Origin of the sequence: Nostoc sp. LEGE 12447 (assembly GCF_015206985.1) — a bacterium.
Classification (GTDB): Bacteria; Cyanobacteriota; Cyanobacteriia; order Cyanobacteriales; family Nostocaceae; genus Nostoc.
In genome coordinates this window covers 432,556-458,144 of the sequence record NZ_JADEXT010000003.1, presented here as the reverse complement: position 1 = coordinate 458,144, position 25,589 = coordinate 432,556, and the positions used below count along the sequence as shown (strand labels likewise).

Below are 25,589 nucleotides of genomic sequence, written 5' to 3'. Positions count from 1 at the left end.
GGTGGGTATGGCTGAATAGACAGGATAATTGAGGAGGTGATCTGATGCCTGAAATTTGTCGTTTTTTAGGGATTATCATTACTATGTACTATAACGATCATCCGCCCCCTCATTTCCATGTCCGCTACAATCAGCAAAAGGCAATTATTGATATAGAAACCTTATCAATTTTAGAAGGCAAACTCACTCCTAGAGTTCTTGGTTTAGTAATTGAATGGGCAGCTATGCACAAATCAGAACTTAGAGAAAACTGGCAATTGGCAAGAGAAAATAATCCCTTAGAAGAAATTCAACCATTAGAGTGAATTATGCTTAAAGACATTATAGAAGTTATTCCTCACGATAACTATCAACTCTATTTGAAGTTTGAAGACGGAAAAGAAGGTATTGTTGATGTTCACCAACTAATCAAATTTACAGGAATTTTTGCACCTTTAAAAGATTTAACCTATTTTAAAACTGTTAAACTTAACGCTGAATGGGGAACAATTCACTGGGATAATGGCGCAGATTTAGACCCAGATGTTCTTTATTCTGTGGTTACTAACCAATCTATTCCCACATATAGAAATCTGGAAGAATATGAAAAAAGTTGGAGTTAAAATAGAAGTAACTAAAGAAGTCGGTGATTTATTAAAGCCTAGTAATTTCTTTCCAGCAACTAAATTAGATGATGTAGCAGGTTGCTTAAAATATTTAGGAAAAGCTAAAACTCTTGAGGATATGGAGAATGCGATTCGCCAAGGTGTAGAGGAATCGTAGCATTTTTAAACGTAAAGGGACGCGGAGTAAGCGCATAGGGGCGCAGAGTCTTCCTAGATTTAATTCGCTACGAATAAATAAAATGCTGTATTTAGTTCATATCGAAGGCTGTAATTCTAGAGGTTTGGATGGAATTATATACATTAATTCTGTACCGTCTGGTTTAATTTCTGTAGACGGAGTTAATTTAAGCCAGTTATGAAAACTGATTCCTAGTTGGGATATTGCTTGCAATTCTGTTTGGTAAGATTTAAAACGGCAATGGGTTTCTATCATAGATTCTACCGCTTCCATAACTTTAGGAAGACGTTTATCTGCTTCCTGTTTTAAATCCTTATGATCTGGGCCGAACCAACCTCCTTGAACTTCATCACGAGTTAAAATTGCTGGTGGGAGTGAATCTACCCATTTATATGTAGAATATAACTCTTCTCCCATTTTAAATAAGTTCTCACGTTGCATATCAAAAACTGCATTTTCATCTAATTTGGGGTTAATCCACTGGTAAATTCGTGTTAGCCTACGCAAATCTATCTGACCTTTGTAACAAGGTTGTAAGTATGCTGCTGGGTTAGAAGTGAGTACAATGTCAATATATTTTTTAATACGTGAACGCAGAACTTTTGCTCCTTCTTGAAAGCGGCGAAGTGCTGTATCATGTTCTTCTAATTCTAAATAGCAACGTGCTTCAGCTAGGTAAGCTAAAGATAAAGTTAGCAAATATTCATTAATAATTTGGCTTTTTTGCTCAATTTCGATATCGGTGTATTCAGCATAAATATGCTCTGCTTCTAAAAAACGGTTAATAGCTTGTAGGGCGCTGTTTCTACGATTCTCAGTTTTGGTCATTGTAAAAGCATTATTTGCTAATTCGATTGCAGCACGAAAATTTGCATAGAAACTAAGGTCTATTTTACGATTAATGTTATTTAACACTTTTTGTGCTTGTTGTAAGCGTTGTTCTAATTCCTTAAGCCGTTGTGCTATTACAACAAAGCCTATAACTGAGACACCCAGGTTTAATATACTGGTTGCACTAGTTACTTGCAAAATTCCTGGAGGAGCTAAATCTTTAAAAGGAGATGAGTTAACCTCTCTTAACCAAGTAATTACTCGCTTACTGCCTGCTTCCCTAATTACACCTCCAACCCGTTCAAGAGTTCCATCTGTTAGTCCTTTGACAATCCAATCAGCAAGCATAAAGGTGACTGTAACTGGTAAACTCACAATTTTCTCCTAGTTGCTAAAATTTCAGCAGCGTGATGTCTGGTAGGTAGTTGCTTCGAATCTGCACAGCAAATACCTGCATTTTACTCAGTATTCCCAATTTGAGTTGTAGTTTATGCAATAACGCTCGCTCTTTTTAAACGAACCGCCTACGCCAACAAAGAAAAGCGATCGCTCTTTTTTCAGAAGATACAGAGCGATCGTAGATACAATCATAAGTAAAAGGCAAGCTGGTAGAAAATGGATGAAATTGACTGCGCTATCACTGAACTAGCTATCGAGTCATTACCAGATGAGAAGGTTTTAGCTCTGTGCGATATGCAGATGGAAACTCAGCAGCAAGAGGTTTTCAGTAACTTGCAAGCGCGTTACCGAGAGGGACAGCTTAATGATGCAGAAGTTAGTCAACTAGATGAACTCATGCAGGTCTACCGATGTGGCTTAGTAAGTAAAGCAAGAGCTTTAAAAGTAGCTGTTGAACGAAGGTTAAAACCCGTTTTTAACTAACAGCAAAATCTGTATATTTACGCACGGACGGTAACTGAAAACCTAAAACAATATCTTCTTTTGGGACACCTAAATCAACCAATTCATTAGCAATTCCTACCTCTGTCCCATCTTGCTGAATCCAGATTTTCTCGTCGATAATATCTAGATGGAGAACAGGACCATATATGCGGTCTTGCTCCCGCCAACCTATATAAACTAATTGATAATGATCATGTTCTATATCAAAAATTGTTTGTGCTTGAATGCGATTATCCCAAACAGTACTAGCGTGTTGTTGAAGCAAGTTCTTAATATATTGTCGATATTCGTCTAGCTTTGCCATTGTGCGATCGCCTCCTGTTCAATATTATAAATTAGTAAACAGAGTTGATTAGTTTGAATGACAGATTGAATAAATGGAAGTATAAAAAACTCATTGTAAACAGTACTAGGAACTGCTAAATATAAAGTCCGATTGGCTTCTTGTTTTTGTAAAGCAATTCGGTAAATGATAAATTGCCCTAATGCAGCATAAAGTTCTGTTATTTTTGATGGACTTAGAAAACTTTTAATTTCAACAGCTATTTTTTGTCCTTATTTTTCGGCTGCAATAACTTTTTCTGCTCCTAAATCAACATATAGCTCAGTGTTCCCGCCTGGAGAGCATAGGGATCATGAGTGATTAACCACCCTTCTTTCTCAAGTGCTGTTTTGACAACTGTATGAAAAGCATCTTTAGCAGACACGGGTTTAATTCCAATTTATGGCGGTGCTTGATTTAAAAATTTCCATTTTAATAATACATTGACAACTTAGTGAAACGCAAAGGGGCGCAGAGGTTTTAGAGAATTTGTGACAAAAACTTGCGTGTTCTTTCTTCTTTGGGGTTGCTGAAAAATGCGTCTGGGGTGGCTGACTCAACGAGGGAACCGCTATCCATTAAAATAACTCGGTCAGCGACTTCACGAGCGAATCCAACTTCGTGGGTGACGACTACCATTGTCATCCCATCACGGGCGAGATTTCGCATTACATCCAAAACTTCTCGTACCATTTCTGGATCTAAGGCTGAGGTAGGTTCGTCAAATAGCATAATTTTAGGTTGCATGGCTAAAGCACGTGCGATCGCAACTCGTTGCTGTTGTCCGCCAGATAACTGTCCTGGATATTTCTGCGCCTGTTCTAAAATTCCTACTCTTTCTAATAGTTGCATAGCCAATTCTTCAGCTTTTGCCTTTGGCGATCGCCGTACCCAAATTGGTGCTAAAGAGATATTTTGCAGCACTGTGAGATGAGGAAATAAATTAAATTGCTGAAATACCATTCCCACTTCTTTGCGAATGGTTTCAATATTTCGCAAGTCATGGCTGAGGGTAATGCCGTCGATTTCAATCCTTCCTTTTTGGTATTCTTCTAAAGCGTTAAATGTGCGAATAAAGGTAGATTTACCTGAACCAGATGGCCCCATCAACACTACTACTTCTCCACGATTGACTGTCAAGCTCACACCCTGAAGAACGTGGAATTTTCCATACCACTTATGAACATCTTCAGCAACAATTATCTTTTGTATATCTGACATATTATTCAAAGCCCTAATAATGAATATTAGTTTTATAACAACCAATAACCAATGACCAATGACTAATTATTTAACTGTCTCTCTAACCGCCGAGAAGCTAACGACATGGAATAACAAAATACCCAATAAATAAATCCAATAAATATATAAACTTCTGCATACCGACCAATAAATTGTGGTTGTGCCAATATGGAACGGGCAATACCTGTTAGTTCTACTAATCCCACCAAGGATAATAACGAAGTGTCTTTAAATAAGCCGATAAACTGACCAACGATCGCAGGTACAACGGTACGTAAGGCTTGAGGTAAGACGATTAACAAAACCACTAAGGCTGTGTTTAATCCTAGCGCTTTCGCGGCTTCAATTTGGCCGCGAGGAACTGACTGGAGTCCACCGCGCACGTTTTCTGCCATGTATGCAGCACTAAATAAAACCAATCCAGCAATTGCTCGTAATACCCGATCTAAACGCACATCTGCTGATAGAAACAATGGCAGCATTACTTGAGCAAGGAACAAAATCCCAATCAGTGGTACTCCCCTGACGATTTCAATGTACAGGATGGAAAACCAACGGACTACGGGTAAATTGCTTGTGCGTCCTAAAGCTAATAAAACCCCAATGGGAAAGGAAAGCACAATACTGATTGCTGCCATAAGTAGGGTAAGTAGCAAACCGTTCCACAAATTTGTAGATACAGATTGCAATCCAAATCCACCGCCAAGTAGCCAAAGAATAATGGGGAAAGACAGTAACCATAATAGAGAAAGCCAAGGAGTTAGTAACTTAGTAAACTTTCCTCCAACCCAAAAACCTACAAATAGTAAAGCTGCAATTAACAGTAACCAGAGGCGAGATGTAAAGTCTAATGGTAAAGCAACTAACAAAACGCCGATGATAAAAGCAAACAAAGCGGAGAATTGCTTTGTTAATTGTTGCTTACCAAAGAATACACCCGCAGTTACAGCGCCTAAAGTTGAAGCGATCGCCAGTACAATCCAAGTTCGCCAATATAGCGTTTGCGGAAACCTACCAACTAAAAATAAACGTAAGTTAACCTGAATTACTGCCCATTGTGCTTGAGTAGTTGCCCAAGTTGTAACTCCTCGCAGTACCCAAAATAACAACACCAAACAGATAACAGTTAACAAGCTGTTGTACCAAGTACTGAAGAGGTTTTTACGTAGCCAAGTTAATTTGTTATTTGTCATTGGTCATTTATCATTTGTAAAGACTCATACTTCAACCTCAGAAACTCAACTTTCGAGTTCAAAGGTGCAACTTCCGAGTTCAAAGGTGCAACTTCCGAGTTCAAAGGTGCAACTTCCGAGTTCAAAGGTGCAACTTCCGAGTTCAAAGGTGTAACTTCCGAGTTCAGAGGCTCAACTTCCGAGTTCAACTGCTTCCTTATCCCCTTTTTCTCCCCCATTCCCCTCATCTCTCTTTAATTTGCACACTGCGATTGAATAAATTCATAACTACAGAGATAACCAAACTCAGGGTGAGATAGGTGAGCATAATCAGTAATATCACTTCTACGGCTTTCCCAGTTTGGTTAAAGGTAGTGGAGGCGACAAAATAAATATCGGGGTAGCCGATCGCGATCGCTAAACTGGTATTTTTTGTCAAATTCAGATATTGACTCGTCAACGGTGGAATGATTACCCGCAAAGCTTGGGGAAAAACCACCAGCCGCATAACTAACCCTGGTTTTAATCCTAGCGATCGCGCTGCTTCCCATTGTCCCTTCGGTACTGATTGAATTCCACCTCGGACAATTTCCGCAATAAACGCACCCGTGTAAAAAATTAATCCCAACAGCAAAGCTGAAAACTCTGGTGATAACGTAAACCAAGGGAGTTGTAAGCCATTTTGACTAACGCCAATAAAACCCCAAAGGGATATCTTATTTTCTGTTTTGGGAAAACTGAGAAAAACAACAAAGTACCAAAACAGCAATTGCAGCAGTAAGGGCGTATTGCGGAAAATCTCTACATAAACCATCGTGATATTCCGCACTAACCAGTTGTCAGAAAGTCGGGCAATACCAGCACTTACCCCGACAATGGTTGTCAGAAAAATCCCTGCGATCGCCACCCGCAAGGAGTTAATTAACCCTACCCACAAAGCATGACTGTATGTGTCAGTGGGTTTATAGCTAATCAGCGTCTCGCCAATATCAAAAGACGCTTGTTGCTTGAGAAAATCAAATCCAAACGGAATACCCAATTGCCGCAAATTGCGCTGGAGATTGCTCCACAGTATTACTACTACAACTGCTGCTAAAAATACAGCAATGAGTTGTAAAGCAATCCGCCAAAAACGGACATCACGCCATATAGACGGTTTTAAATTTGTCATTTGTCATTTGTCATTTGTCATTAGTTATTTCTTCTCTGCCCTCTACCCCTCTGCCCCCCCCTGCTTCCCCTGCCTGCCCTGCTCCCCCTGCCCTCTCCTACCGAAACGGCGGAGAATAAAGCAGTCCACCTTTGCTCCAGAGTTGATTTTGACCACGAGCTAGATTCAGTTTTGTTTTGGGGCCGAGATTGCGATCGTAAACTTCGGCGTAGTTACCGACGTGCTTAATTATTCTGGCTGCAAAGTCGTTTGTTAAGCCGAGTCCTTCGCCAAGGTTGCCTTCTGTTCCTAAAAAGCGCTTAATGTCTGGATCGGTACTAGTTGCAAACTGACCCACATTTTGGGAAGTAATACCCAATTCTTCAGCTTTTACCAGAGAATAAACCACCCACTTAACAACATCTCCCCACTTAACATCTCCTTTGGCAACTGCTGGTGCAAGGGGTTCTGAAGAAATTACTTCATTGAGAATCACGTTATCTTCTGGTTTCGGTAGAATTGTCCCCCGCGAAACTAATGCTGAACGGTCAGCCGTAATGCCGTCGCAACGACCTTCGGCATAGGTAGCAAAAGTAACGTTAACGTCTTCAAAGACAACGGGTTTGTAAGTGATGCCCCTTTTTCGCATTTGGTCTGCTAAGTTCTGTTCGGTAGTAGTGCCAGTTTGAACGCAGATTGCTTTATCCTTCAGGTCTGCTAGGGACTTAATGTTGCTACTTTTGCGAACCATTATGGCTTGTCCGTCGTAAAAGACCACAGGTGCAAATTCTAGACCTACAGAGGTATCACGGCTAAGAGTCCAGGTAGTATTGCGGCTGAGAACATCTACTTCCCCAGTTTGCAAAGCTGTAAACCGTTCTTTGGAATTGAGATTGCGGAATTCTACTGCATCTGGGTTATCAAATAAAGCTGCGGCGATCGCGCGACAGACATCGACATCAATGCCGCTATACTTACCATCAGTCCCCACAAAGCTAAACCCTGGCACTTCGCCACTGACACCGCAAATTAACTGACCACGGCTTTTAATACTATCCCAGCGATTCCGAGTTGCTGGTGCAGCTGCATTACTGCCGGGAGTGCTGGGTGTGTTTGCTGTTTGCGAATCTCCACTACAAGCAGCGATCGCAAAGACTAGAGGTGTGATCGCTAAAATTAAAGCTGATTTACGCATAAATTTCATTGATATCGACAATCATAAATGTATTGCTCACTACAATCATTCTATAAAAACAATTTGTTGCTTGTAATATAAAACTTTACCAGCCTTTGTGCTAAATTTATTCGTTTTGAAAAACCGGATTTTAAGTTTTTACTTGTTTTTTAAAAACCTTAACTGCTAAGTGTAAATCTCTAAAGCTTGCTTGGAATTCCGAGGTTATTTTATTTTTTTACTATCCTATTTGATATAGAAATACATTCATTAAACTTGGAAGATAATATTAAACTTTTAGCTAATTAGTTTTATATTCTTCACTGGATAATATTTATAAGAATAGATTTTGCGCTTCTTTAAGAATTAGCAATAGAACCCCAGGAAATCTTATTCACAGCCCAGCATGAAAATCTGTTTATCCTATTTCAATGCCCTATGCCCCATACCCCATGCCCTAATTGCATACTTTGATGCGATCGGAAGTAGCCACACCAACCTAAAGAACTACCCCTAGCAGGTTAAACTAGGTCTGGTAACAACTGCTCCACCGTTCCTTATGAGGCTTTTATGGGAGCTAACCTCAAACAGATTGCCAACTATTTAGACAACCTTGGTTGGGACTACCGTTTTGATGATGAAGAAGACCGGATAATAACAGGTGTAGAAGCTGATAACCTAGAAGATTTTCTGATAGTTGTCCAGTTGGATGAAGAGGGAAAATTTTTTCGGGTATTTGCCCCTCAAGTTCTGTCAGGAATTCAAGACCACCCTCACAAGGGAGTTATCCTACAGACAATGCTTGCCATTTCCTGGGAAACCAAAATGTTGCAATGGGAGTATGACCCGTCTGATGGTGAAATTCGTGCCATTATTGAGTTTCCTCTAGAAGACTCAATTCTCACAGAAAAGCAATTTCACCGTTGTCTGAGTGGGTTAATTCAGATTGTAGATGGCATAGCCATACCTCGCCTCAAAGAAGTGATGGCAACGGGTCTTGATCCGGGGAATATAGAACTTGGCGAAAGACTGTTACTCACTATCCAAGAAGAAGCTCCAGGATTGCTAGATTTGCTAGAAAAGGCAATGGAGGCACGGAAAAAGCGAGGAAGTTTTCCCAAGGAGTGAGACGGATCATCACTTAAATAGCTATACTCCAAAGTGATACCCTCACTATATACTGAAATTTTCTGGGGCTGGATATTATGACATCCTATGCAACCTCCTCTGCCAAAGCGGAAATGAGTGAACTACGGCGGTTGAAAGGCTTACTACCGCCAGAATTACAGAGCTGGGTCACGGTTGAAGGCACAACTGAGGTCAATCCACCCCTGGTTCGTTGTGAAGAAATTGGTAAAGACCAGGTAGAAATTCAAATTGACCTGGTGAAATGGGATGCCCTCGCAATGGATCAGCGTAATCTGCTGTTCTGGCATGAAGTTGCTCGCGTTCAAAATGACACAATTCCTAAAGATGGTTGGGAAATGGCAGCATTAGCCATCGGTTTAGGTGGTGCTGTCGGCGAATTGTGGGTACAAGATGGATTGCTGCTGGTGTTAGCTTTGTCGCTGTGTGGCGTGTCAGGCTGGCGACTGTACCAAAAGAATAATGGGGAAAAGCAACTAAAAGAATTGCTCAATGCTGATGAGAAAGCGATCGCTTTGGCAACTCGTTTTGGTTACAGTCTCCCCAATGCCTACAAGAGTCTCGGTAGCGCCTTAAAAACCCTGATTGACAATACTCCTAGCAAGCGCCAACGGTCAAGATACGAAGCAAGACTCTCTGCCCTCAAACGCAGTGCCAATAAAGCAAAAGCTAAATCCAAAACTCCAGATGAAGGCGGGTTGTAATTTAGGAGAGACGCAACTAATCGCGTCTGTACAATTAGGAGTGAAATCTAAACTCTAAACTCCTCACTCCTAATTCTGCCTTGGACTGGGAATGTCTACTAAGGGGCTGCTGCCTTGCTGATTAGCGGCAGCAATGCCCATTTCATAGAATCTTACTTTTTTCTTGACTACATCTTTATCAAACTCAAATTTTACAGAAGCTTTTACAGTTGGTTCAGCATTTTATGCGTCTGAGGGATCACACGCACGTGCTTGACAAACCCCTTCATCAAAGCTTGCCACGTTAAAACTTGATCGGCGGTAGGCGCAAGCATAAGTATTGGGGAGAATTGTTCAGATACTGCTAAAGGCGTAACAGGTTGTAAAAATACTGAGATATCTGGACTAACCTCTGCCACCAAAGAAGCTGAACGTTCCAACTCGGCTGGATCTGTGTTTTGAGACACAATTATCTTGACAAAAACATTTAAATATGAGTCATGACATAATTGGAGAAATTTAGCATGTTCTTGCCAATGGCTTTCGCCGCTAACACTGGGCAATTTGAAATCCATACCCACAGAGTCTAGATAGGGAAGAATCATCGCTAGTTGTTCTGAGCGATGTCCGCCAGTTTCTAAGTATATGGGTAGACCAGTTATGTCTCGCACCTGGGGTAGAAACTGCGTTAGAAATGGGGCATGAAGAAGTGGTTCACCCCCAGTTAAGCTAATGCTATCGTGTAGACAAGGTAGATTTTGCTGTTCCACCCATTCGATTAATATAGGTAATGAAACAGGGTTAGAGTGGATTTCAAAGTCGCGTAATCCAGGCGATCGCTCTATCCGACAAGTAGCAGGTGCATTCCAAGTGTGGGCACTATCACAAAAGTGGCAGCGCAAATCACACAAAGCAAAACGAATAAATATTTGACGTGTCCCTACATTCAGTCCTTCCCCTTGAATGGCAGAAAAGACCTCAACTAGGCGTGCGGTAGGTGTAACCGTAGTTTTAGCAATCATTTGATTTGATGAGAGCAACGCGATCGCGCTGCGTCGACACAACAGCAAGGATGTTTCTTGGCTTCTTGTTCTATTGTGAATCGTCGCTAGCGATCTCCAATCTCAGCCCCGGTAAAGAGAAATTAGTCCTTATTACTACTGATTCTAAATATTAGGTTAAGTAATTTTTTAGGACAAAATAATGTTTGGCAGATTACATTATACATGGCAACGAAAGTGCAGAGCTTCATGACTAGCCAACCGACAGAGGTCGATTTTCCAGTTAATTCCCTAAACGACACGGCTATAATGCAGGTGCCCGCGCGGTTGAGCGTGCTGGAGGCTTTAGACTTTAAGCAAACCTGCCAAAGCTTAATTCAGCCCAATTCACATCCTAAACAGATCATCATTGACTTTCACCAAACTACTTTTATGGATAGTAGTGGTTTAGGTGCCCTCGTCAGTAATTTTAAATACGCCCAGACTAAAGGAATTACATTAACACTGCGGAATGTAACACCTCAAGTCATGGCAGTCTTAAAACTCACGGGATTGGATCAGGTTTTTCCCTTAGAGTCGGTTGACGATGGGTTGCTAATAAAACAAGAAGACTTAGTAGATAATCGGAAGACAACTTCCCGTAAAGTAGAGCCGTTACCCACTACTCACCCTTCTGTGGCATCTTGGATGAAACGGTTCTTAGATATTGTCGGGTCTGTAGTTGGTTTATTAATTACAGGAGTTTTGTTTATTCCGATTGCGATCGCTATTCAAATTAACGATCCCGGCCCCATTTTCTTCAGTCAAACCCGTTGTGGTTGGATGGGAAAGCGGTTTGAGATTTGGAAATTCCGTTCCATGTGTGTGGATGCAGAAGCAAGAAAATCCCAAGTAAAAAACCAAGTGCAAGGTGCATTTTTCAAGAATGAAAATGATCCCAGAATTACCAAGGTAGGGCGCTTTTTACGGCGAACGAGTCTTGATGAATTACCGCAATTTTGGAACGTCCTCAAAGGAGAAATGAGTTTAGTAGGCACTCGACCACCCACACCCGATGAAGTGGAACGTTATGAAGTACCAGAGTGGCAACGTTTAGATGTGAAACCTGGTATGACTGGTGAATGGCAAGTCAATGGGCGGTCTACAGTCCGTAGTTTTGAAGATGTAATTCGTCTAGATTTGCAGTATCAAAAAAATTGGAGTTTGGTGTACGATTTAAAGCTAATTTTCAAAACTATAACTATTCTCTTTAATAGAAACAGTGGCGCTGTTTAGCTAACTACCCTTATTCACAATTGTTTGGTAACTCCCAACTTTCGCAATAATTATTAGATATACCCAAGCCCATAACAGGCTTGGGTATATTTTAGGTTTCTAAAGCAATAAGTAAGTGAAATTATCCTACAGCCTTCTGAATACCTACAACTTCAACCTGCTGAACTTCTGGCAACAAACGCTTCACACTTTGCTTAACAAATCCCTGCAAAAAACCAATCTGCTGATTTTGCTGAAATACTCTTTGCAATGTTTGCCGCAAATTCTCCAAATTCAAACCAGTCCCAGAATCTATTGCTATTTCCTGCTGTTGGAAGTACTCAACTAGACTTAACCCTGCGACTCTAGTCAAATAAGCTGCACTTACTCCCTGCACTACGCCACCAGCAACAAAGGTAACAGCATTACTTTTGAGAACAGTACTAATCGCCTTTGTAGAAAGTTCAACTAAACCCAGTTTCAGCATCAAACTTCCCATTGTTCCAGCTACAGTTTGTGCTTGTTCTAGGGAAAACTTCTGCTGATAGATTTTACCCAAATCCATTACCATTTGAGCATTAATTGCCGCAGTCGCTAGAATATCAAGGGCTGGAACTGGGTTAGCAAAGGCAGCAGCAGCAGCTATCCATTGATATTGTTCAATAATTGGGGTGGCGCGATCGCGTCTGGTTCCATTCAGCCAGTTTTTCGCCTCAGCTTTCAACAACCCGGCTTTCCTCATGGTTGTTACCCAAACTAGGCGCTGTCTTTGCTGTGCAAAAATTTCACCCAAATGCTGAGTTAACTGTTGGATATCTGCTGTTGGTTGTTCCATCCACTCTTGCACAGCACCATCAGCCTCATGCTTTCGGACTTTGATGGCTATGGGAGAAGCGGCTGTTGCAACCACATTTCCCTGCATTCGCTGTTTCAATGACAGCAAGATGCTGGCGCTTTCATCGGCTAAATACTGGTCTTGTTTGTTGAAAACCAGGATTGTCGGCTGATTTGCTGCTTTTAGCTGCTGTAGGGTTTGAAATTCTGAGTCTGTCAAATCACCGTTTGTCAAGAATATAACAAAATCAGATTTTGCAACTTCTGCTAAAACAACTGCATCTGAGTTGTCACCCGTTTCTCTAAATAAAGGTGTTGTCTCTTCTAAAGACACCAAATTTTGTGTCTCTAGATTTTGCTTTAATACTTGAATTAAGGTGCTTTTACCTACAGATTTACCGCCAGTCACAGCAACTTTAATTTCTTGTCTGTCTAATTCCAAAGACAATTGGGCAATTTGTTCTCGCAGTGTCTGTAACGCCGGATGGTTTTCGGATTCTTGTGCCAGTTGGTTAATTACAGTTTCAGTTTTAGCGATCGCACTTTCCACAGTCGCCCGATCTACGAGCATATCATCTAGCTGCTTTAAACTGTCTTTCGGGCGATTTTGCTGGAATAACCACAAACCACCGCCTACAGCTAAGGCACTCAACAAACCAAACTCACCCACCTGCACTATCGAATCGTGCCAACTGTCCAACATCCACAGAGAAAAGGACAGTCCCAATCCTCCCACTAAAATTGGTCGCTGCAACTTCACAACCATGATTCTCCGCGCCTTTTAGATGGCTATTTCTTCCAGAATAGATCAAAACAAAACAAAAACCCTGCAATCTTCACTGATTGTAGGGTTTTTGTTTTTTATTTGGTGGCGGGAAGTGGATTTGAACCACTGACCTTCGGGTTATGAGCCCGACGAGCTACCAGGCTGCTCTATCCCGCGTTGCTCTCGACTTATTTATAGTAACCTATAGTCAAGAGTTTGGCAACTACAAAAACGATAATTCTCCAATTACTTCTAAACGGGTGTATTTTCCCAAGGTGGCAAATTTTTCTGAGAGGCTTTCGGCGGCGCTAGGACTAATCCAACCCATTTGCTTGAGTAAGTGAATAGCAACGGCATGTTTTGCTCGTTTTGTCCCATCCATGACTTTGATTGCTAATCCCAAGCCTTCACCAAGTCTACCAATGCACTGAACTCCTTCGGCACCACTTTTACTAACCAGTTCCCCTGGAGTTAAGCGCATTAGTTCGGTATCAAATTCTCCATCTCCTGCTACCATCGCGGGGTGATGAGTCATAGCCCGGACGATGCGCTCCATATCTAGATTGGTGCTAGAGGCTAACAGTGCATATAAAGATGCCATGTGACCGAGTTGCATCAAATAAGTTGGTGCGCCACAGTCATCATGAGCGCAGATAAATTCTGCGGCTGGCATTCGCAGCAACTCTGCTACTTTGCCCAAAATCAATTGCTGTATTGGGTGCTTGCGATCCAAGTAGTTATTCAAGGGCCAACGGCGTTGCTGACAAACAGCTAACATTCCCGCATGTTTTCCAGAGCAATTGTATTCCAGAGGACTGTGCTTACCTTCAGGAGTTGGACACTGGAGTATAGTCGGGTCAAGATCAGCTCGCCAAAGGATGTTAAATACCTGTCGGACTTGATCTATTGTTCCTTTATGGGAACTTGTCATAATTGCTAAGTCGCGATCGCTGAGGTCATAGCGTTCCAGTGTACCTGTGGTGGTGACTGCGAGTGCCTGAAATGGTTTGAGGGCTGAACGGATAAATGCAGCGGTTTCAGAATTGCCGGCAACGGTTAGAACCCGTCCCCGATCGTCGCATACAACAGCCTGGACTATATGCCTGGATTCAATAATACCTTCCCGCAGCAACCGGACTTCCAGTGCTGTGGCTTGAGTTCGTTTTCCCATTGTCATGGGTTTATATTTATCACCTTTTTTTAATTAATTTAGTCATTGGTCATTAGTCATTAGTCCTTAGCTAATGACCAATGACTAATGACTTTTTAAAACAAATGCCAAACTATCGTACCAGTAACGTACATTCCCGCCAAGCCAGCGAAGGTAAATTGCAATCGCCGCAGAATAGGTTTGATTTCGTATGCAACAATTAAGCGATCGCGGTTAAGGATTTCCTGTGGTTTCGTCCAAGTTTGGCCGTCGTACCAACCGGACTCTTCATAAAATACTGTGGGACTGCCAAGGCGATCGCACACGTAGAACCAGCCTAAGTATAATCTTACCAGTGCCAGTACGACCCCAACACTGGCTGCTGCTGCACCACAAAGGATAAAATGTGCAATATACTTGTGGGGAGGAAAACTTGCTGCTGCCACAGGTGCTGCGATCAGCCAAGATAAACCCCAAATCCAAGCTATTTTCGTGATATATTCGCGCAAATCTAAAGTGCTATCACGAAATAGCCAGGAAGTTTTTAACTCTTCGTACTCATTGAGCGGTTGTTGGTCTATGGGAACTGGGCAATTTGAAACCGAAGACCTAATCATGTTGGCTTACCTTCACCCTCATCAGATTCTGGAAGGGAAATACGTTCTGCATGAATCCAGAACGCTTCTAAATTATAAAACTCCCGTTCTTTGGGCATCATAATGTGAACGATCACATCACCGTAGTCTTGTAATACCCAACTTCCCTCAACTTTTCCTTCTGTCCTTATGGGACGACGTTGCAACTCAGTTTCGACTTTTCCTTCAATTGCTTGAGCGATCGCTCTGACTTGTACCCTAGAATAGCCAGTCATCATCACAAAGTAATCCGCTAGGTAAGATACCTCTGCTACTTTTAGCAATATAATCTCACCTGCTTTGCGGTCTGATCCAGCTTCTGCTATCGTTGCAGCTAATTTTCCGCTTTCCTCTTCGGTATGGGCGTGGCTCTTAACCACACTCTTCGTCAGTGGAACGGATTGTAATGGGAAATTTCCTTGGAAATAATCAGTCATTAAACCTCAGGTGCTTTTTTTCTTTGGAAACAATTGTTTACATTTACTTACAAATCACAAACAATTGATCTGAAAATGTGTCAATAGGTTTTTTTGAATACTAACAAAAAAACGGGAGCCTATGGGGTCTAGTTTGATAATTCACGGCTTAGAATTTTGACAATAGCAATTAGCAGTTGCGGATGGCTGTTGTGTAGCGATAAATTAACCAATAGCTTTTTAGCAAGAATTTCCGATGAAATATAGTGTTGCCCCACTAGGGATTAATTGACTATTTGGGGTGACATCTAGGCTATTTCGAGGCCAAAAGATTTATTTTTCAGCTTTTATCGCCATTTTCCTCAGTTTCTCCGAGTTGAACTTGAGTACGTTGTAATTCCTCTAATGCCATCTTTAAGCTGAGATTTTTCTCATTTAACTCCCGTGTTCGTTCGCGTACTTTCTCTTCTAGTACCTGGTTGTATACTTCTAGCTGTTCGTTAGCATCATTTTGGACTGTGATAAGTTGCTGAACTTCCAAAATTAAACGATTGAGCGAATTAGCCAAGATCCCAACTTCATCATTAGTTGTTACGGGTGCTTGTAAATCAAAATTAGATTCTTCTGTAACCTGTTGAGCAACATGGGTAACAGCTTGAATAGGACGGGCAATAGCCTGACTAGTGAAAATTGCTAATAATGTGGCGATCGCAATCGACACTAACAGGCTGCCTAAAATAATATTTAGACGTAATTTCTCTGCCCTTCGCAGTTCCCAATTTGCTTGCTGATACTCTTCGGCGATGACTTCAACAAGGTTTGTGATGTCATCAAGAAAATCATCAATCATAAAAATTGATGAGCTATGCATGAAATTGAACAGTTGAGTTTGTGCTGTCCTGATTTCGTTTGGTGATAATTTACTGGGATTGCGATCGTTAAACAGAACCTCTGTGCGCTGTAAGTAAGTATCAAAGCCTTTGTGGGTCTGCAACAAGCGATGAACAGCTTCTTGTTCAATTACAGAATCATATATGGTGAGGTTCTCAATACTGTAGTTAGTTTTGAACTCAAACCAAACTTGTCTAGCTTGCTCAACATAGTTAAGTAACAAATTATATTGTTCTTGCCATCTTTTTGGTTGATCCATGTACAAAATCAGCTTGTGTTGGTTGGTACGAACACGAAACACACTGGTTTTGAGTTGGTACATCTGATATAACTCTTCAATCGCCGCTTCTTCGCGCTTCTGTGCTTGTCGCTGGTAATAATCTGCAATCAGAAACCCAATGCTAGTTCCCAGTACAGCAATACTTACAATTAATGCATATCCAATGCCAATCTTTTGACCAACTTTGAGATGGCTGAACCAGTATCTAGAATTGCTTGTGTTTGGACTGGAGTTATTTGATTGCAAAGAGCTATTTGATCGACCAAAAGCCAGATCATCGAAGTTGTGATGCTGTTTCATAATCAATCACGACCTTGATGAACTTGAATGCGTTCCAGTAGGGGGGAGGGGGAGCAGGGGAGGCAGGGGAGGCAGGGGGAGAAAAAAGCGTATTGGGACAAGGGGGAGAATTTTTTACTATAAACTCAGCACGGGCTAAACGCCCCGCTACCGCTAACAGCACTCATTACTACGTTCGCAAGCGATAACCCATGCCTCTAACTGTCTCAATCAGTTTGCTGCCTAGTTTTTTACGGAGATAACCGACATAGACATCGACAATATTAGAACCTGGGTTGTAGTCGTAACCCCAAACGTAATCGAGGAGTTGTTCTCGACTGATGACTTGCCCCGGATGGCGGCAAAACATTTCTGCCATAGCAAATTCACGAGCAGGTAGCTCTATTAAGCGATCGCCTATTTTCACCTGTCGAGTTCGCAAATTAAGCTCCATATTACCAGCTTTGAGGACAAACTCTTGGGCATCTCTGATAGGTCTAGTACTTCGCAACCGTAACCTTACCCGCGCCAACAGTTCTTCAAATCGGAAGGGTTTGGTAACATAATCATCTGCACCTCCTTCTAGCCCAGCAACCTTGTCGTGAATATCACTTCTAGCAGAGAGGATAATCACAGGTATGTCTTCTCCCTGTCCACGCAGTTCTTCAAGTACTTGAAATCCGTCTTTTCCAGGCAACCCTAAATCCAGAATTAACAAGTCAAAGGTTCCACTTTGGATCACATCTAGCACATACAACCCATCTGTCAGAATTGTTGTTGTGAACCCTTGCGATCGCAACCCTTTTTGAATAAATGAGGCAATCCGGGGTTCATCTTCAACGATGAGAATGTTGGGCATAGATACTCATTTTTTGGGGGGATCGAGGGGTAAAACGATGGTAAACATCGAACCTGTTCCTAATTGACTACGAAGTAATACTTGTCCAAAGTGAGCCTCTGCGATCGCTCGCACGATAGAAAGCCCAAGTCCAGCACCCTCTGAACGACGGCGACTTTTGGAAGATCGGGCAAAGCGTTCAAAAATTCGTTTTTGATCAACCAGTGGAATGCCTTCGCCTGTATCGCGTATCCAGAAGCGCACCTTTCCTTTGGCGATCGCTGAACCTATGGAAATAGTATCACTCTCTCTAGTATGCTGAGTAGCATTTTGAGCTAGATTCATCACGGCTTCGGTAATTCTTTGCCGATCAACAACAATCTGACCTTTAGCTACAGAGTCTAGTTGCCAGTCCCTCTCTGCCAGTGCTTGAGCTTTAACAAATAATTCTTTGGTTAACTCTGCCACATTTACTGTTGCTACCTGTAAAAAGTCTGCGCGTTCTGCTTTTGCCAGCAAAATCATATCATCAACCAAACGACTCATCCGGTCTAGTTCTCCAATGACCAGTGTCACAGTTTCTTGTTGTTCTTGGGGATCATCTCCCATCAGTTCTAAGTGTCCGCGAACAATAGTGATGGGAGTTTTCAGTTCGTGTCCAGCATCGTTGACAAATTCACGTTGGCTGGCAAAGGCTGCTTCTAGCCTGTCCATCATTTCATTGAATGTCTTTGCCAGTTCTGCCAGTTCTCCATTACCTCGCGCAGGCAAACGCTGAGTTAAATCTGACTCACTGATAGCATGAGCCGTAGTTAAAATTGTCCGCAGAGGAGCCAGTATCCGCCCCGCAGCTAACCAAGTAAGGATTAACGACACTACAAACACTAGGCTGAAAACTTCAATAATCACAGCGACTGCTTTTAGAGCTTCTGTCCTTTCCCCGGTAGTATTGTGGGCAACAACAAAGACTCCCCGTGTTTGTCCATTAATAGTAATGGGTTCCACCATGTAAAGGATATTACTAGCATCAGGGGCAAAAAATTCTTGTTCTCCCTGTTCTGGTTGGGTCTGTTTTGCCCACCGTCTCATTAGTAATGAGTCTCTGGCTAAAAGCTTAGGGCGTTTGCTAGGACTAGATTTATAAAATTCACCATCTATAAAAGTGATAAAGTAAGATTCATCTTCTGGCCGCCGATACAACAAATAAGCTTTAAAAAGCTTGATTAAGTCTTCCACAGAGGCTGGAGCAGTAATTTTTTCTTCTCCAGAGAGTAAGGAGTTAAATTGCTTTGACTCGTTCAATATTTCTTCTGGCTCATCATTTGTGAGTCTATTTTCTGCAACAAACTTTTCGCCCTTAATCAACGCATTGAAAGCCATCATATTTATTTCTATATCTTGACGAACACGCTGATTAATACGCTGGTAGAGTTGATAGCGAAATATCGGGATGGAAATGAGAAACGTTATTCCTAAAATCAGTAAATACCAGAGCAAAATTCGGGTACGTGCTTCTCCAAACACTTGCTGCCAAACTAAAAGTAACGGAGATACTTTGAAAACAGACAAGCGATCGCAAAAACGCTTTACCACACTGCTCATTTTTAGTCATCCTTATTTGAGATAGTTTAAATTCATCTTTTACTTGCCAAGAAGTAGTGTTAATTAAATTTTCTATTCATCTGTTAAAGGTAATTGTGTTTCTCAAAAAGTAAAAGTATTTACATAGCTATTTTGTGTTTAAAAAAAGTTATTTACATAAATAATTTTTGGACTCACGATGCTCCTTTCTATCAGCCTTTAAATATGATGATTAAGTTTTTCCATATATTAATTAGTTTTTGATGAGAGAATTTTCATCAATTTTTCATGCATTATTTATGAAAGATTGATAAATTGTTGAACAGCCTTTAAATTTCGTTAATAAAACGATAGCTTCATTTTAAGTCCATGCTTTAAATTTAATTTTGACAAAGGGAAATATTATTAAGTGACGGAAATATCCGCATTTAATTACAAAATAGCCATGAAGATCAGAACATTTTTTATTTTTTTAATTTAGGAAAATAACTCAATAGTTAAAAATATACCTGTGAATAAAAGTGTTAATTAAATTTGCAAGTCGTCAGCCACCAGATGAAAACTTGGTCAGGAGTATAGATGAAAAACTTTTTACCCCACGTTAAAGAAATAGCACGAACGCCGACTAATTTAGCGTCTTCAGAGGTTAGTAGTTTATCTAGCAATGCTCGTAAATGGCGCATTGCTTTATATTCGCACGACACAATGGGACTGGGACATAAGCGCCGTAATTTGTTGATTGCTCAAACTTTAGGATGTTCAGACTTAGAAATTGATGTTTTGATGATTAGTGGAATACAGGATGCCAGCAATATAACAACACTAGCAGGGGTTGATTGTTTGACTTTACCTGCTTTGCACAAAAATATCGATGGGCAATATCAGGCACGAAGATTGGATCTATCATTGCAGGAAATTATTACGCTGCGATCGCAAGTTATTCTTACCACCATCAAAACTTTTAAACCCGATATTCTGATTGTGGATAATGTACCGCGAGGAGCGGTGAGAGAGCTAGAACCAACACTAAATTATTTACGTACCCAAGGAAAAACGCATTGCATTTTAGGTTTACGGGATGTGTTAGATGACCCCACATCGGTGCATCGAGATTGGAAAAGAATAGCTAATGAAGAGGCTATTCAAACCTACTATGATGCGGTTTGGGTGTATGGCGATCCAGCCATTTATGACCTAGCACAGGAATATCGCTTCAATCCGAAGACTTTAGCCAAACTACGCTACACTGGCTATCTTGACCAGCGTCACCGCCTGAAATTCGTAGATATGGATAGCGTTCAGGCATTGAAATCACTGAATTTGCCATCTGAACGATTCGTGTTGTGCTTAGTGGGAGGCGGACAAGATGGAGCGCGTTTGGCAGAAACATTTGCTTGTGCTGAACTACCACCAGGGATGAGCGGCATCATCTTGACAGGGCCGTTCATGCCGCGAGAGATACAGCAACGGCTTCAGAAGTATGCTGCTAAACGTTCTAATTTGCAGGTTTTGAAATATTTAGCTGAACCAACGTTGTTGTTGAATCAGGCTGAACGCGTCATTGCTATGGGTGGTTACAACACAACTTGCGAATTGCTGTCATTTCAAAAGCGATCGCTCATTGTGCCCCGAATCAAGCCCCGTCAAGAGCAGTTGATCCGGGCCGAACGCCTACAGGCACTTGGTTTAGTTGATATGCTGCACCCGCATGATCTGAAACCTCAAGCATTGACAGATTGGTTAATGCAAGAAGGTGAGCCGCCACAAGCCCGTAATTGTATTGATCTTGATGGACTTACCCGCATTCCTCAATTCGTAAACGAAATACTCATCTCTGCTCATCATTCATCACAACAAGCTTCTTGAAAGGAGATTGAAGAGCCTAAAAAACAACCTTCTTAATTACGAATTACGAATTATGTCAATCCGTATTGGTTACATTCTTAAACGTTATCCTCGCTATTCTGAAACCTTCGTCGTCAATGAAATTTCGGCTCATGAAGCGGCTGGTTTAGATATTGAAATTTTTGCTTTGAGGCCACCGTGTGACACTCATTTTCAAAATATTATTTCCCAGGTGCGTGCTAGCGTAAACTACATTCGTAAGCCAATTCAAGGTCGCATAAGTGAATCCCTAAATAGTCTTACTCCCACAGCAGCAAGCTATTTTTGGGCAGAATTACAAGAAGTAAGTAAAGTTATTCCAAATTTTTGGTCAAAGTTGGCATTTGCTCAAGGTGAAGAAGATAACACTGTTTACCAAGCTGCATGGCTAGGAAGGGAAGCGCGACTCAAAGGTATCACCCATTTACACGCTCACTTTGGTAGTGTCGCAACTAGTGTAGCTCGGTTAGCATCTCACTTCACGGGCATTCCTTACACCTTCACTGCTCATGCTAAAGACATCTTTCATGAAAGCGTTGAATTGGAAGATATGCAGCGCAAGCTTAAGGATGCTGCCACTGTCGTAACTGTCAGTGACTATAACCTCAATTATTTGCAAAAGATTTATGGTGCAAAGCGAGTTCAACGCATTTACAATGGCTTAGATTTACGACAATTACAATATTCTTCTCCGGTTGATCGTCCTCCATTGATTCTCTCAGTTGGTCGATTAATTGAGAAGAAAGGGCTATCTATTTTGATAGATGCTTGTGCGATTTTGAAGCGAATAAATTGTGATTTCCAATGTCAAATTGTGGGAACAGGATCATTAGAACCTGTATTGCAGCAAAAAATCCAAGATTTAGGGCTGCAATCTACTGTGGAAATTGTCGGCCCACGTCCTCAAAATGATGTATTTCAATTGATGCAGCAAGCTGCTGTATTTGCAGCTCCGTATATTATCGGACAAGATGGCAACCGGGATGGTTTGCCGACAGTTTTACTCGAAGCGATGGCATTGGGAACGCCCTGTGTAAGTACAGATGTGACTGGAATTCCCGAATTAGTACGCGATCGCCAGACTGGATTAATTGTCCCACAACATAATGCCGAACAATTAGCGATCGCACTTCAACAACTTCTTAGCAATCCAGCCTTGCGAGTCAAATTATCAAGCCAAGCCAGACAATTAATTGAATCTGAGTTTGACATTCATCGCAATAGCGCAGCATTACGAGCAATATTCCATGCGGCTGAAACGAATGCTGCCATGACTTTAAAAGTAGTTCAGGAGGTGTAGAGCGTGCGAATTGCCTATATCTGTGCCGATCCAGGAATTCCTGTATTTGGGCAAAAAGGATGCTCTATTCATGTCCAAGAAGTAATTCGAGCATTGCAAGGGCAAAATATCCAAGTTGAATTGTTTGCCACTCGTATTGGTGGAAAGCCACCCGCAGATTTAGCTAATGTTTCAGTTCATCAACTTCCAGTCATCCCAAAACTGGAACGGGCTGTGGGAGAGAAAGTTGCCTTATCAATTAATCCCGATTTGCGTTTAGATTTGGAGAGGTTTGGCCCATTTGACCTAATTTATGAGCGTTACTCTCTTTGGAGTTATAGCGCAATGGAATTTGCCCAAGCAATGGGAATCCCCGGATTATTAGAGGTCAATTCACCTCTGATTGCTGAACAGGCAAAACATCGCGGTTTGATTGATTGTCACAGCGCCAAACAGGTTGCCAATCGGGTTTTTCAAGCTGCTACAGCACTAATTGCTGTTTCATCTGAAGTGAAAACTTACTTAATGAATTATGTCAAAAGTAGCAAAATTCATGTCATCCCAAATGGTGTAAATCCCGATCGCTTCTCTACTTTTGCTCGTGCATTTTCAACACAATCAGAAACCTTTACAGTGGGATTTGTCGGCACATTGAAACCGTGGCATGGATTGCCAATTCTCACAGCAGCTTTTGCTCAACTGCATCAACAAGTTCCCAATGCCAAACTTTTGATTGTTGGCGATGGCCCTGAACGGGAAAATCTCGAAGCCGAATTATTGGCACGAGGATTACACTCTCATACTAAATTCACCGGAGCGGTGAATCCTAATGAAATTCCGAAATTATTAGTAGCAATGGATGTTGCTGTTGCACCATATCCGGCTGAATCCGACTTTTACTTTTCACCGTTGAAAGTTTATGAATATATGGCGGCTGGTTTGCCAGTAGTTGTTAGTGGTATTGGGCAATTGCTGGAGCTAATTGACACAGGGGTGAATGGGATTCTTTGCCCACCAGGTGATGCGATCGCCTTAGCAGAGGCATTAGAAAAATTATGGCGATCGCCTCATTTGCGCCATTCTTTGGGGCAAGCGGCGCGGAAAAGGGTCATGGAAAATCACACTTGGGAAGCGATCGCCCAACAGATTTTGCATATAGCTGGATTAAATACTCCGCCTCAATTCCAAGTGGAGGTAAGACGATAAATGGGACGTTCAAAGCCACAGAAAAAAGTTATTCCTGGTTTATGGGGAGTACTACATTATTTCTGGCCTTACATTCAAAAACAGTATGGACTACTTTTAATTTCTGCGATCGCTTTGGTTGCGGATGTCGGACTACGGGTGCTGGAACCTTGGCCCCTAAAGTTTGTTTTTGATTACGTTTTGATTCCAGGCGATCGGCCTACCAATATCCCATTAATTGATCGCCTGGAACCAGTTACATTACTGACATTTTCAGCAGTTACAGTCCTTGCCATTACAGGATTACGCGCACTTGCCGCCTATTGGAGTACCGTCGGACTAGCAACAGTAGGTAGCCGAGTCATGACTGAGGTGCGTAATCATCTGTATTGTCATCTTCAAGATTTGTCCTTGAGTTACCACACCAAGGCTCGTAGCGGCGATTTAATTATTCGTGTGAGCAGCGATGCTAGCCGTCTGCAAGAAATTATGATTACGGCAGCATTACCACTGGTAGTGAGTATTCTGACGCTGTTTGGCATGATTGGCGTGATGTTTTGGATAAATAGCAGCCTCACCCTACTTGCACTACTTACCCTACCGTTGTTTGTATTAGTCACAAATCGGCTGAGTCAGCGAATTCGAGAATCCTCATTAAAGCAACGGAAACAAGAAGGGGCTGTGGCGGCGACGGCGGCTGAGTCTATTGCTGCCATTAAATTAGTCAAAGCCCTTTCACTGCAAGATGCCTTTGCACGAGTTTTTTCTCAACAAAATCACCATAGCCTCAAGGAGAGCGTAAGAACCCAACGCCTTGCTGCTCATCTCGAACGAACCGTTGATGTTGTAATTGCACTTGGAACAGCAATTGTTTTATGGTACGGCTCCTGGCTGGCATTGCGAAATACTTTAACACCAGGTGATGTGCTGGTGTTTCTCACCTATCTCAAAAATGCCTTTAAGCCGGTTCAGAACTTTGCTAAGTACACCGGAAGACTTGCTAAAGCTGCTGCCTCTGGTGAGCGAATTTTAGATATATTATCACAGCAACCTGATGTCCGAGATTTGCCGGATGCGATACCGGCGCCGATTTTCCGAGGCGAAGTTTGTTTTGATCATGTTCACTTTGCCTATGAACCAGGACAAGTTCTGCTCGAAGACATCAATTTAACCATTCAACCAGGGCAGCAAGTAGCGATCGTTGGTACATCAGGTGGTGGTAAATCTACTTTAGTAAGTCTATTATTACGACTTTATGACCCGACGATGGGTAAAGTCATGATTGATGGGCGAGATATCCGCGAGTACACATTGGAATCATTACGCCCACAAATTAGTGTAGTTTTGCAAGACAGTCTCTTATTTGCCGCGACTATTCGAGAAAATATTGCCTACGGTATTGCCGGCGTGTCAGATGCGGAAATTGAAGCAGCCACTCGTCTAGCTAATGCTGATGATTTCATCCAAGCTTTACCCCAAGGATACAACACACTTGTGGGAGAACGAGGCGCAACCCTTTCAGGTGGACAACGCCAACGAATTGCGATCGCCCGTGCTGCTATTCGTCAAGCTCCAATTTTGATTTTAGATGAACCCACAACTGGGCTAGATCAAGGCAACGAGAAAGCTGTCGTTGATGCTCTACAACGGCTCTCGCAAAACCGCACCACCTTCTTAATTACTCACGATCTGTATCTTGCAACTCGCGCAGATATAATTCTTTACATAGAAAATGGGCAGGTGCTAGAACAAGGCACTCATCAGGAATTAATGCAACAAAATGGTCGCTATGCGGCATTGTATCAAATGCAGACTGCAATCCGAACTGAGGAAAAGTCAAATCCTTTGATGACATAACCCTATAGTGCTGCCTATTTACAAGTTGATTTTCTCACGCAGAAGTGTAGAGA

General features: G+C 41.9%; 25 protein-coding genes, 1 tRNA gene and 2 pseudogenes. 11 read left to right on the top strand and 17 right to left on the bottom strand.

The annotated features are described in order from the left end of the window. Window positions 1-44: 44 nt before the first annotated feature. The 3 genes and pseudogenes from IQ274_RS06710 to IQ274_RS06700 form a co-directional block, all read left to right on the top strand. Window positions 45-305 (top strand): DUF4160 domain-containing protein, encoded by a 261-nt coding sequence (locus IQ274_RS06710; protein WP_194141755.1) that lies wholly within the window; start codon window positions 45-47, stop codon window positions 303-305. A 3-nt stretch (window positions 306-308) separates the two neighbouring features. Then, complete coding sequence (locus IQ274_RS06705; protein WP_194141754.1) at window positions 309-602, top strand: DUF2442 domain-containing protein; 294 nt, start codon at window positions 309-311, stop codon at window positions 600-602. Window positions 603-624: 22 nt separating this feature from the next. Beyond that, window positions 625-762, top strand: a pseudogene (locus tag IQ274_RS06700) (AbrB family transcriptional regulator); the annotation flags it as partial. A gap of 96 nt (window positions 763-858) precedes the next feature. Here IQ274_RS06700 and IQ274_RS06695 read toward each other — a convergent pair. Continuing rightward, entirely contained in the window at window positions 859-1,989 is a 1,131-nt protein-coding gene (locus IQ274_RS06695) for a hypothetical protein (RefSeq protein ID WP_194141752.1), read from the bottom strand. Between the two features lie 240 nt (window positions 1,990-2,229). Between IQ274_RS06695 and IQ274_RS06690 the strand changes: the two genes are divergently transcribed. Then, window positions 2,230-2,496, top strand: a complete 267-nt coding sequence (locus IQ274_RS06690; protein WP_194141751.1) for a hypothetical protein — start codon at window positions 2,230-2,232, stop codon at window positions 2,494-2,496. On the opposite strand, the gene IQ274_RS06685 is transcribed toward IQ274_RS06690, so the two are convergent. The 7 genes and pseudogenes from IQ274_RS06685 to IQ274_RS06655 form a co-directional block, all read right to left on the bottom strand. After that, window positions 2,489-2,821, bottom strand: coding sequence for a XisI protein (locus tag IQ274_RS06685; protein ID WP_194141750.1), 333 nt, complete (start codon window positions 2,819-2,821; stop codon window positions 2,489-2,491). The genes IQ274_RS06690 and IQ274_RS06685 overlap by 8 nt on opposite strands. Further along, window positions 2,809-3,224: pseudogene (locus IQ274_RS06680) on the bottom strand (element excision factor XisH family protein). The gene IQ274_RS06685 and the pseudogene IQ274_RS06680 overlap by 13 nt, the downstream one beginning before the upstream one ends. A gap of 95 nt (window positions 3,225-3,319) precedes the next feature. After that, window positions 3,320-4,060 carry an amino acid ABC transporter ATP-binding protein gene (locus tag IQ274_RS06675; protein ID WP_194141749.1) on the bottom strand — a complete coding sequence of 247 codons (741 nt, stop codon included), beginning with the start codon at window positions 4,058-4,060 and terminating at the stop codon, window positions 3,320-3,322. A 62-nt stretch (window positions 4,061-4,122) separates the two neighbouring features. Then, window positions 4,123-5,274, bottom strand: a complete 1,152-nt coding sequence (locus IQ274_RS06670; RefSeq protein WP_194141748.1) for an amino acid ABC transporter permease — start codon at window positions 5,272-5,274, stop codon at window positions 4,123-4,125. Continuing rightward, window positions 5,271-5,492, bottom strand: coding sequence for a hypothetical protein (locus IQ274_RS06665; protein WP_194141747.1), 222 nt, complete (start codon window positions 5,490-5,492; stop codon window positions 5,271-5,273). The genes IQ274_RS06670 and IQ274_RS06665 overlap by 4 nt, the downstream gene beginning before the upstream one ends. A gap of 5 nt (window positions 5,493-5,497) precedes the next feature. After that, window positions 5,498-6,424, bottom strand: coding sequence for an amino acid ABC transporter permease (locus IQ274_RS06660; RefSeq protein WP_163935657.1), 927 nt, complete (start codon window positions 6,422-6,424; stop codon window positions 5,498-5,500). A gap of 97 nt (window positions 6,425-6,521) precedes the next feature. Beyond that, complete coding sequence (locus IQ274_RS06655) at window positions 6,522-7,598, bottom strand: amino acid ABC transporter substrate-binding protein (RefSeq protein WP_194141746.1); 1,077 nt, start codon at window positions 7,596-7,598, stop codon at window positions 6,522-6,524. A 549-nt stretch (window positions 7,599-8,147) separates the two neighbouring features. On the opposite strand from IQ274_RS06655, the gene IQ274_RS06650 reads away from it, so the two are divergent. Both IQ274_RS06650 and IQ274_RS06645 read left to right on the top strand, forming a co-directional pair. Next, window positions 8,148-8,705, top strand: coding sequence for a hypothetical protein (locus IQ274_RS06650; protein ID WP_114085028.1), 558 nt, complete (start codon window positions 8,148-8,150; stop codon window positions 8,703-8,705). A gap of 77 nt (window positions 8,706-8,782) precedes the next feature. Next, entirely contained in the window at window positions 8,783-9,427 is a 645-nt protein-coding gene (locus IQ274_RS06645) for a DUF3318 domain-containing protein (protein WP_012410672.1), read from the top strand. Window positions 9,428-9,630: 203 nt separating this feature from the next. Here the strand turns inward: IQ274_RS06645 and IQ274_RS06640 are convergent, their stop codons facing one another. Continuing rightward, entirely contained in the window at window positions 9,631-10,428 is a 798-nt protein-coding gene (locus IQ274_RS06640) for a 7-carboxy-7-deazaguanine synthase QueE (RefSeq protein WP_163935679.1), read from the bottom strand. A gap of 204 nt (window positions 10,429-10,632) precedes the next feature. Between IQ274_RS06640 and IQ274_RS06635 the strand changes: the two genes are divergently transcribed. Then, window positions 10,633-11,682 carry an anti-sigma factor antagonist gene (locus IQ274_RS06635; RefSeq protein WP_163935651.1) on the top strand — a complete coding sequence of 350 codons (1,050 nt, stop codon included), beginning with the start codon at window positions 10,633-10,635 and terminating at the stop codon, window positions 11,680-11,682. A gap of 121 nt (window positions 11,683-11,803) precedes the next feature. Here IQ274_RS06635 and IQ274_RS06630 read toward each other — a convergent pair whose 3' ends face one another. The 8 genes from IQ274_RS06630 to IQ274_RS06595 form a co-directional block, all read right to left on the bottom strand. Continuing rightward, window positions 11,804-13,261: a YcjF family protein gene (locus tag IQ274_RS06630; protein ID WP_194141745.1), complete on the bottom strand. Its 1,458-nt coding sequence runs from the start codon at window positions 13,259-13,261 to the stop codon at window positions 11,804-11,806. Window positions 13,262-13,361: 100 nt separating this feature from the next. Further along, window positions 13,362-13,438, bottom strand: a tRNA-Met gene (locus IQ274_RS06625). A gap of 46 nt (window positions 13,439-13,484) precedes the next feature. Further along, window positions 13,485-14,438 carry an asparaginase gene (locus tag IQ274_RS06620; protein ID WP_163935645.1) on the bottom strand — a complete coding sequence of 318 codons (954 nt, stop codon included), beginning with the start codon at window positions 14,436-14,438 and terminating at the stop codon, window positions 13,485-13,487. A gap of 89 nt (window positions 14,439-14,527) precedes the next feature. Next, the gene (locus IQ274_RS06615) at window positions 14,528-15,028 is read right to left on the bottom strand and encodes a CGLD27 family protein (RefSeq protein ID WP_163935642.1); all 501 of its coding nucleotides are present in this window, start codon (window positions 15,026-15,028) and stop codon (window positions 14,528-14,530) included. Beyond that, window positions 15,025-15,483 (bottom strand): ribosome silencing factor, encoded by a 459-nt coding sequence (rsfS, locus tag IQ274_RS06610; RefSeq protein ID WP_163935637.1) that lies wholly within the window; start codon window positions 15,481-15,483, stop codon window positions 15,025-15,027. The genes IQ274_RS06615 and rsfS overlap by 4 nt, the downstream gene beginning before the upstream one ends. 319 nt (window positions 15,484-15,802) lie before the next feature. Then, window positions 15,803-16,933 (bottom strand): HAMP domain-containing protein, encoded by a 1,131-nt coding sequence (locus IQ274_RS06605; protein WP_193948524.1) that lies wholly within the window; start codon window positions 16,931-16,933, stop codon window positions 15,803-15,805. Window positions 16,934-17,102: 169 nt separating this feature from the next. Next, complete coding sequence (locus tag IQ274_RS06600) at window positions 17,103-17,771, bottom strand: response regulator transcription factor (protein ID WP_194141744.1); 669 nt, start codon at window positions 17,769-17,771, stop codon at window positions 17,103-17,105. 6 nt (window positions 17,772-17,777) lie between these two features. After that, window positions 17,778-19,352 carry a sensor histidine kinase gene (locus tag IQ274_RS06595; RefSeq protein WP_194141743.1) on the bottom strand — a complete coding sequence of 525 codons (1,575 nt, stop codon included), beginning with the start codon at window positions 19,350-19,352 and terminating at the stop codon, window positions 17,778-17,780. 558 nt (window positions 19,353-19,910) lie between these two features. Between IQ274_RS06595 and IQ274_RS06590 the strand changes: the two genes are divergently transcribed. The 4 genes from IQ274_RS06590 to IQ274_RS06575 are packed head-to-tail and all read left to right on the top strand — an operon-like array spanning window position 19,911 to window position 25,536. After that, window positions 19,911-21,197 (top strand): glycosyltransferase family protein, encoded by a 1,287-nt coding sequence (locus tag IQ274_RS06590; RefSeq protein WP_194141742.1) that lies wholly within the window; start codon window positions 19,911-19,913, stop codon window positions 21,195-21,197. 52 nt (window positions 21,198-21,249) lie between these two features. Further along, on the top strand, window positions 21,250-22,515 hold the full coding sequence (locus IQ274_RS06585; RefSeq protein WP_194141741.1) for a glycosyltransferase family 4 protein: 1,266 nt from the start codon (window positions 21,250-21,252) through the stop codon (window positions 22,513-22,515). A gap of 3 nt (window positions 22,516-22,518) precedes the next feature. After that, the gene (locus tag IQ274_RS06580) at window positions 22,519-23,700 is read left to right on the top strand and encodes a glycosyltransferase family 4 protein (protein ID WP_194141740.1); all 1,182 of its coding nucleotides are present in this window, start codon (window positions 22,519-22,521) and stop codon (window positions 23,698-23,700) included. Further along, complete coding sequence (locus IQ274_RS06575) at window positions 23,701-25,536, top strand: ABC transporter ATP-binding protein (protein WP_194141739.1); 1,836 nt, start codon at window positions 23,701-23,703, stop codon at window positions 25,534-25,536. Window positions 25,537-25,589 lie beyond the last annotated feature (53 nt).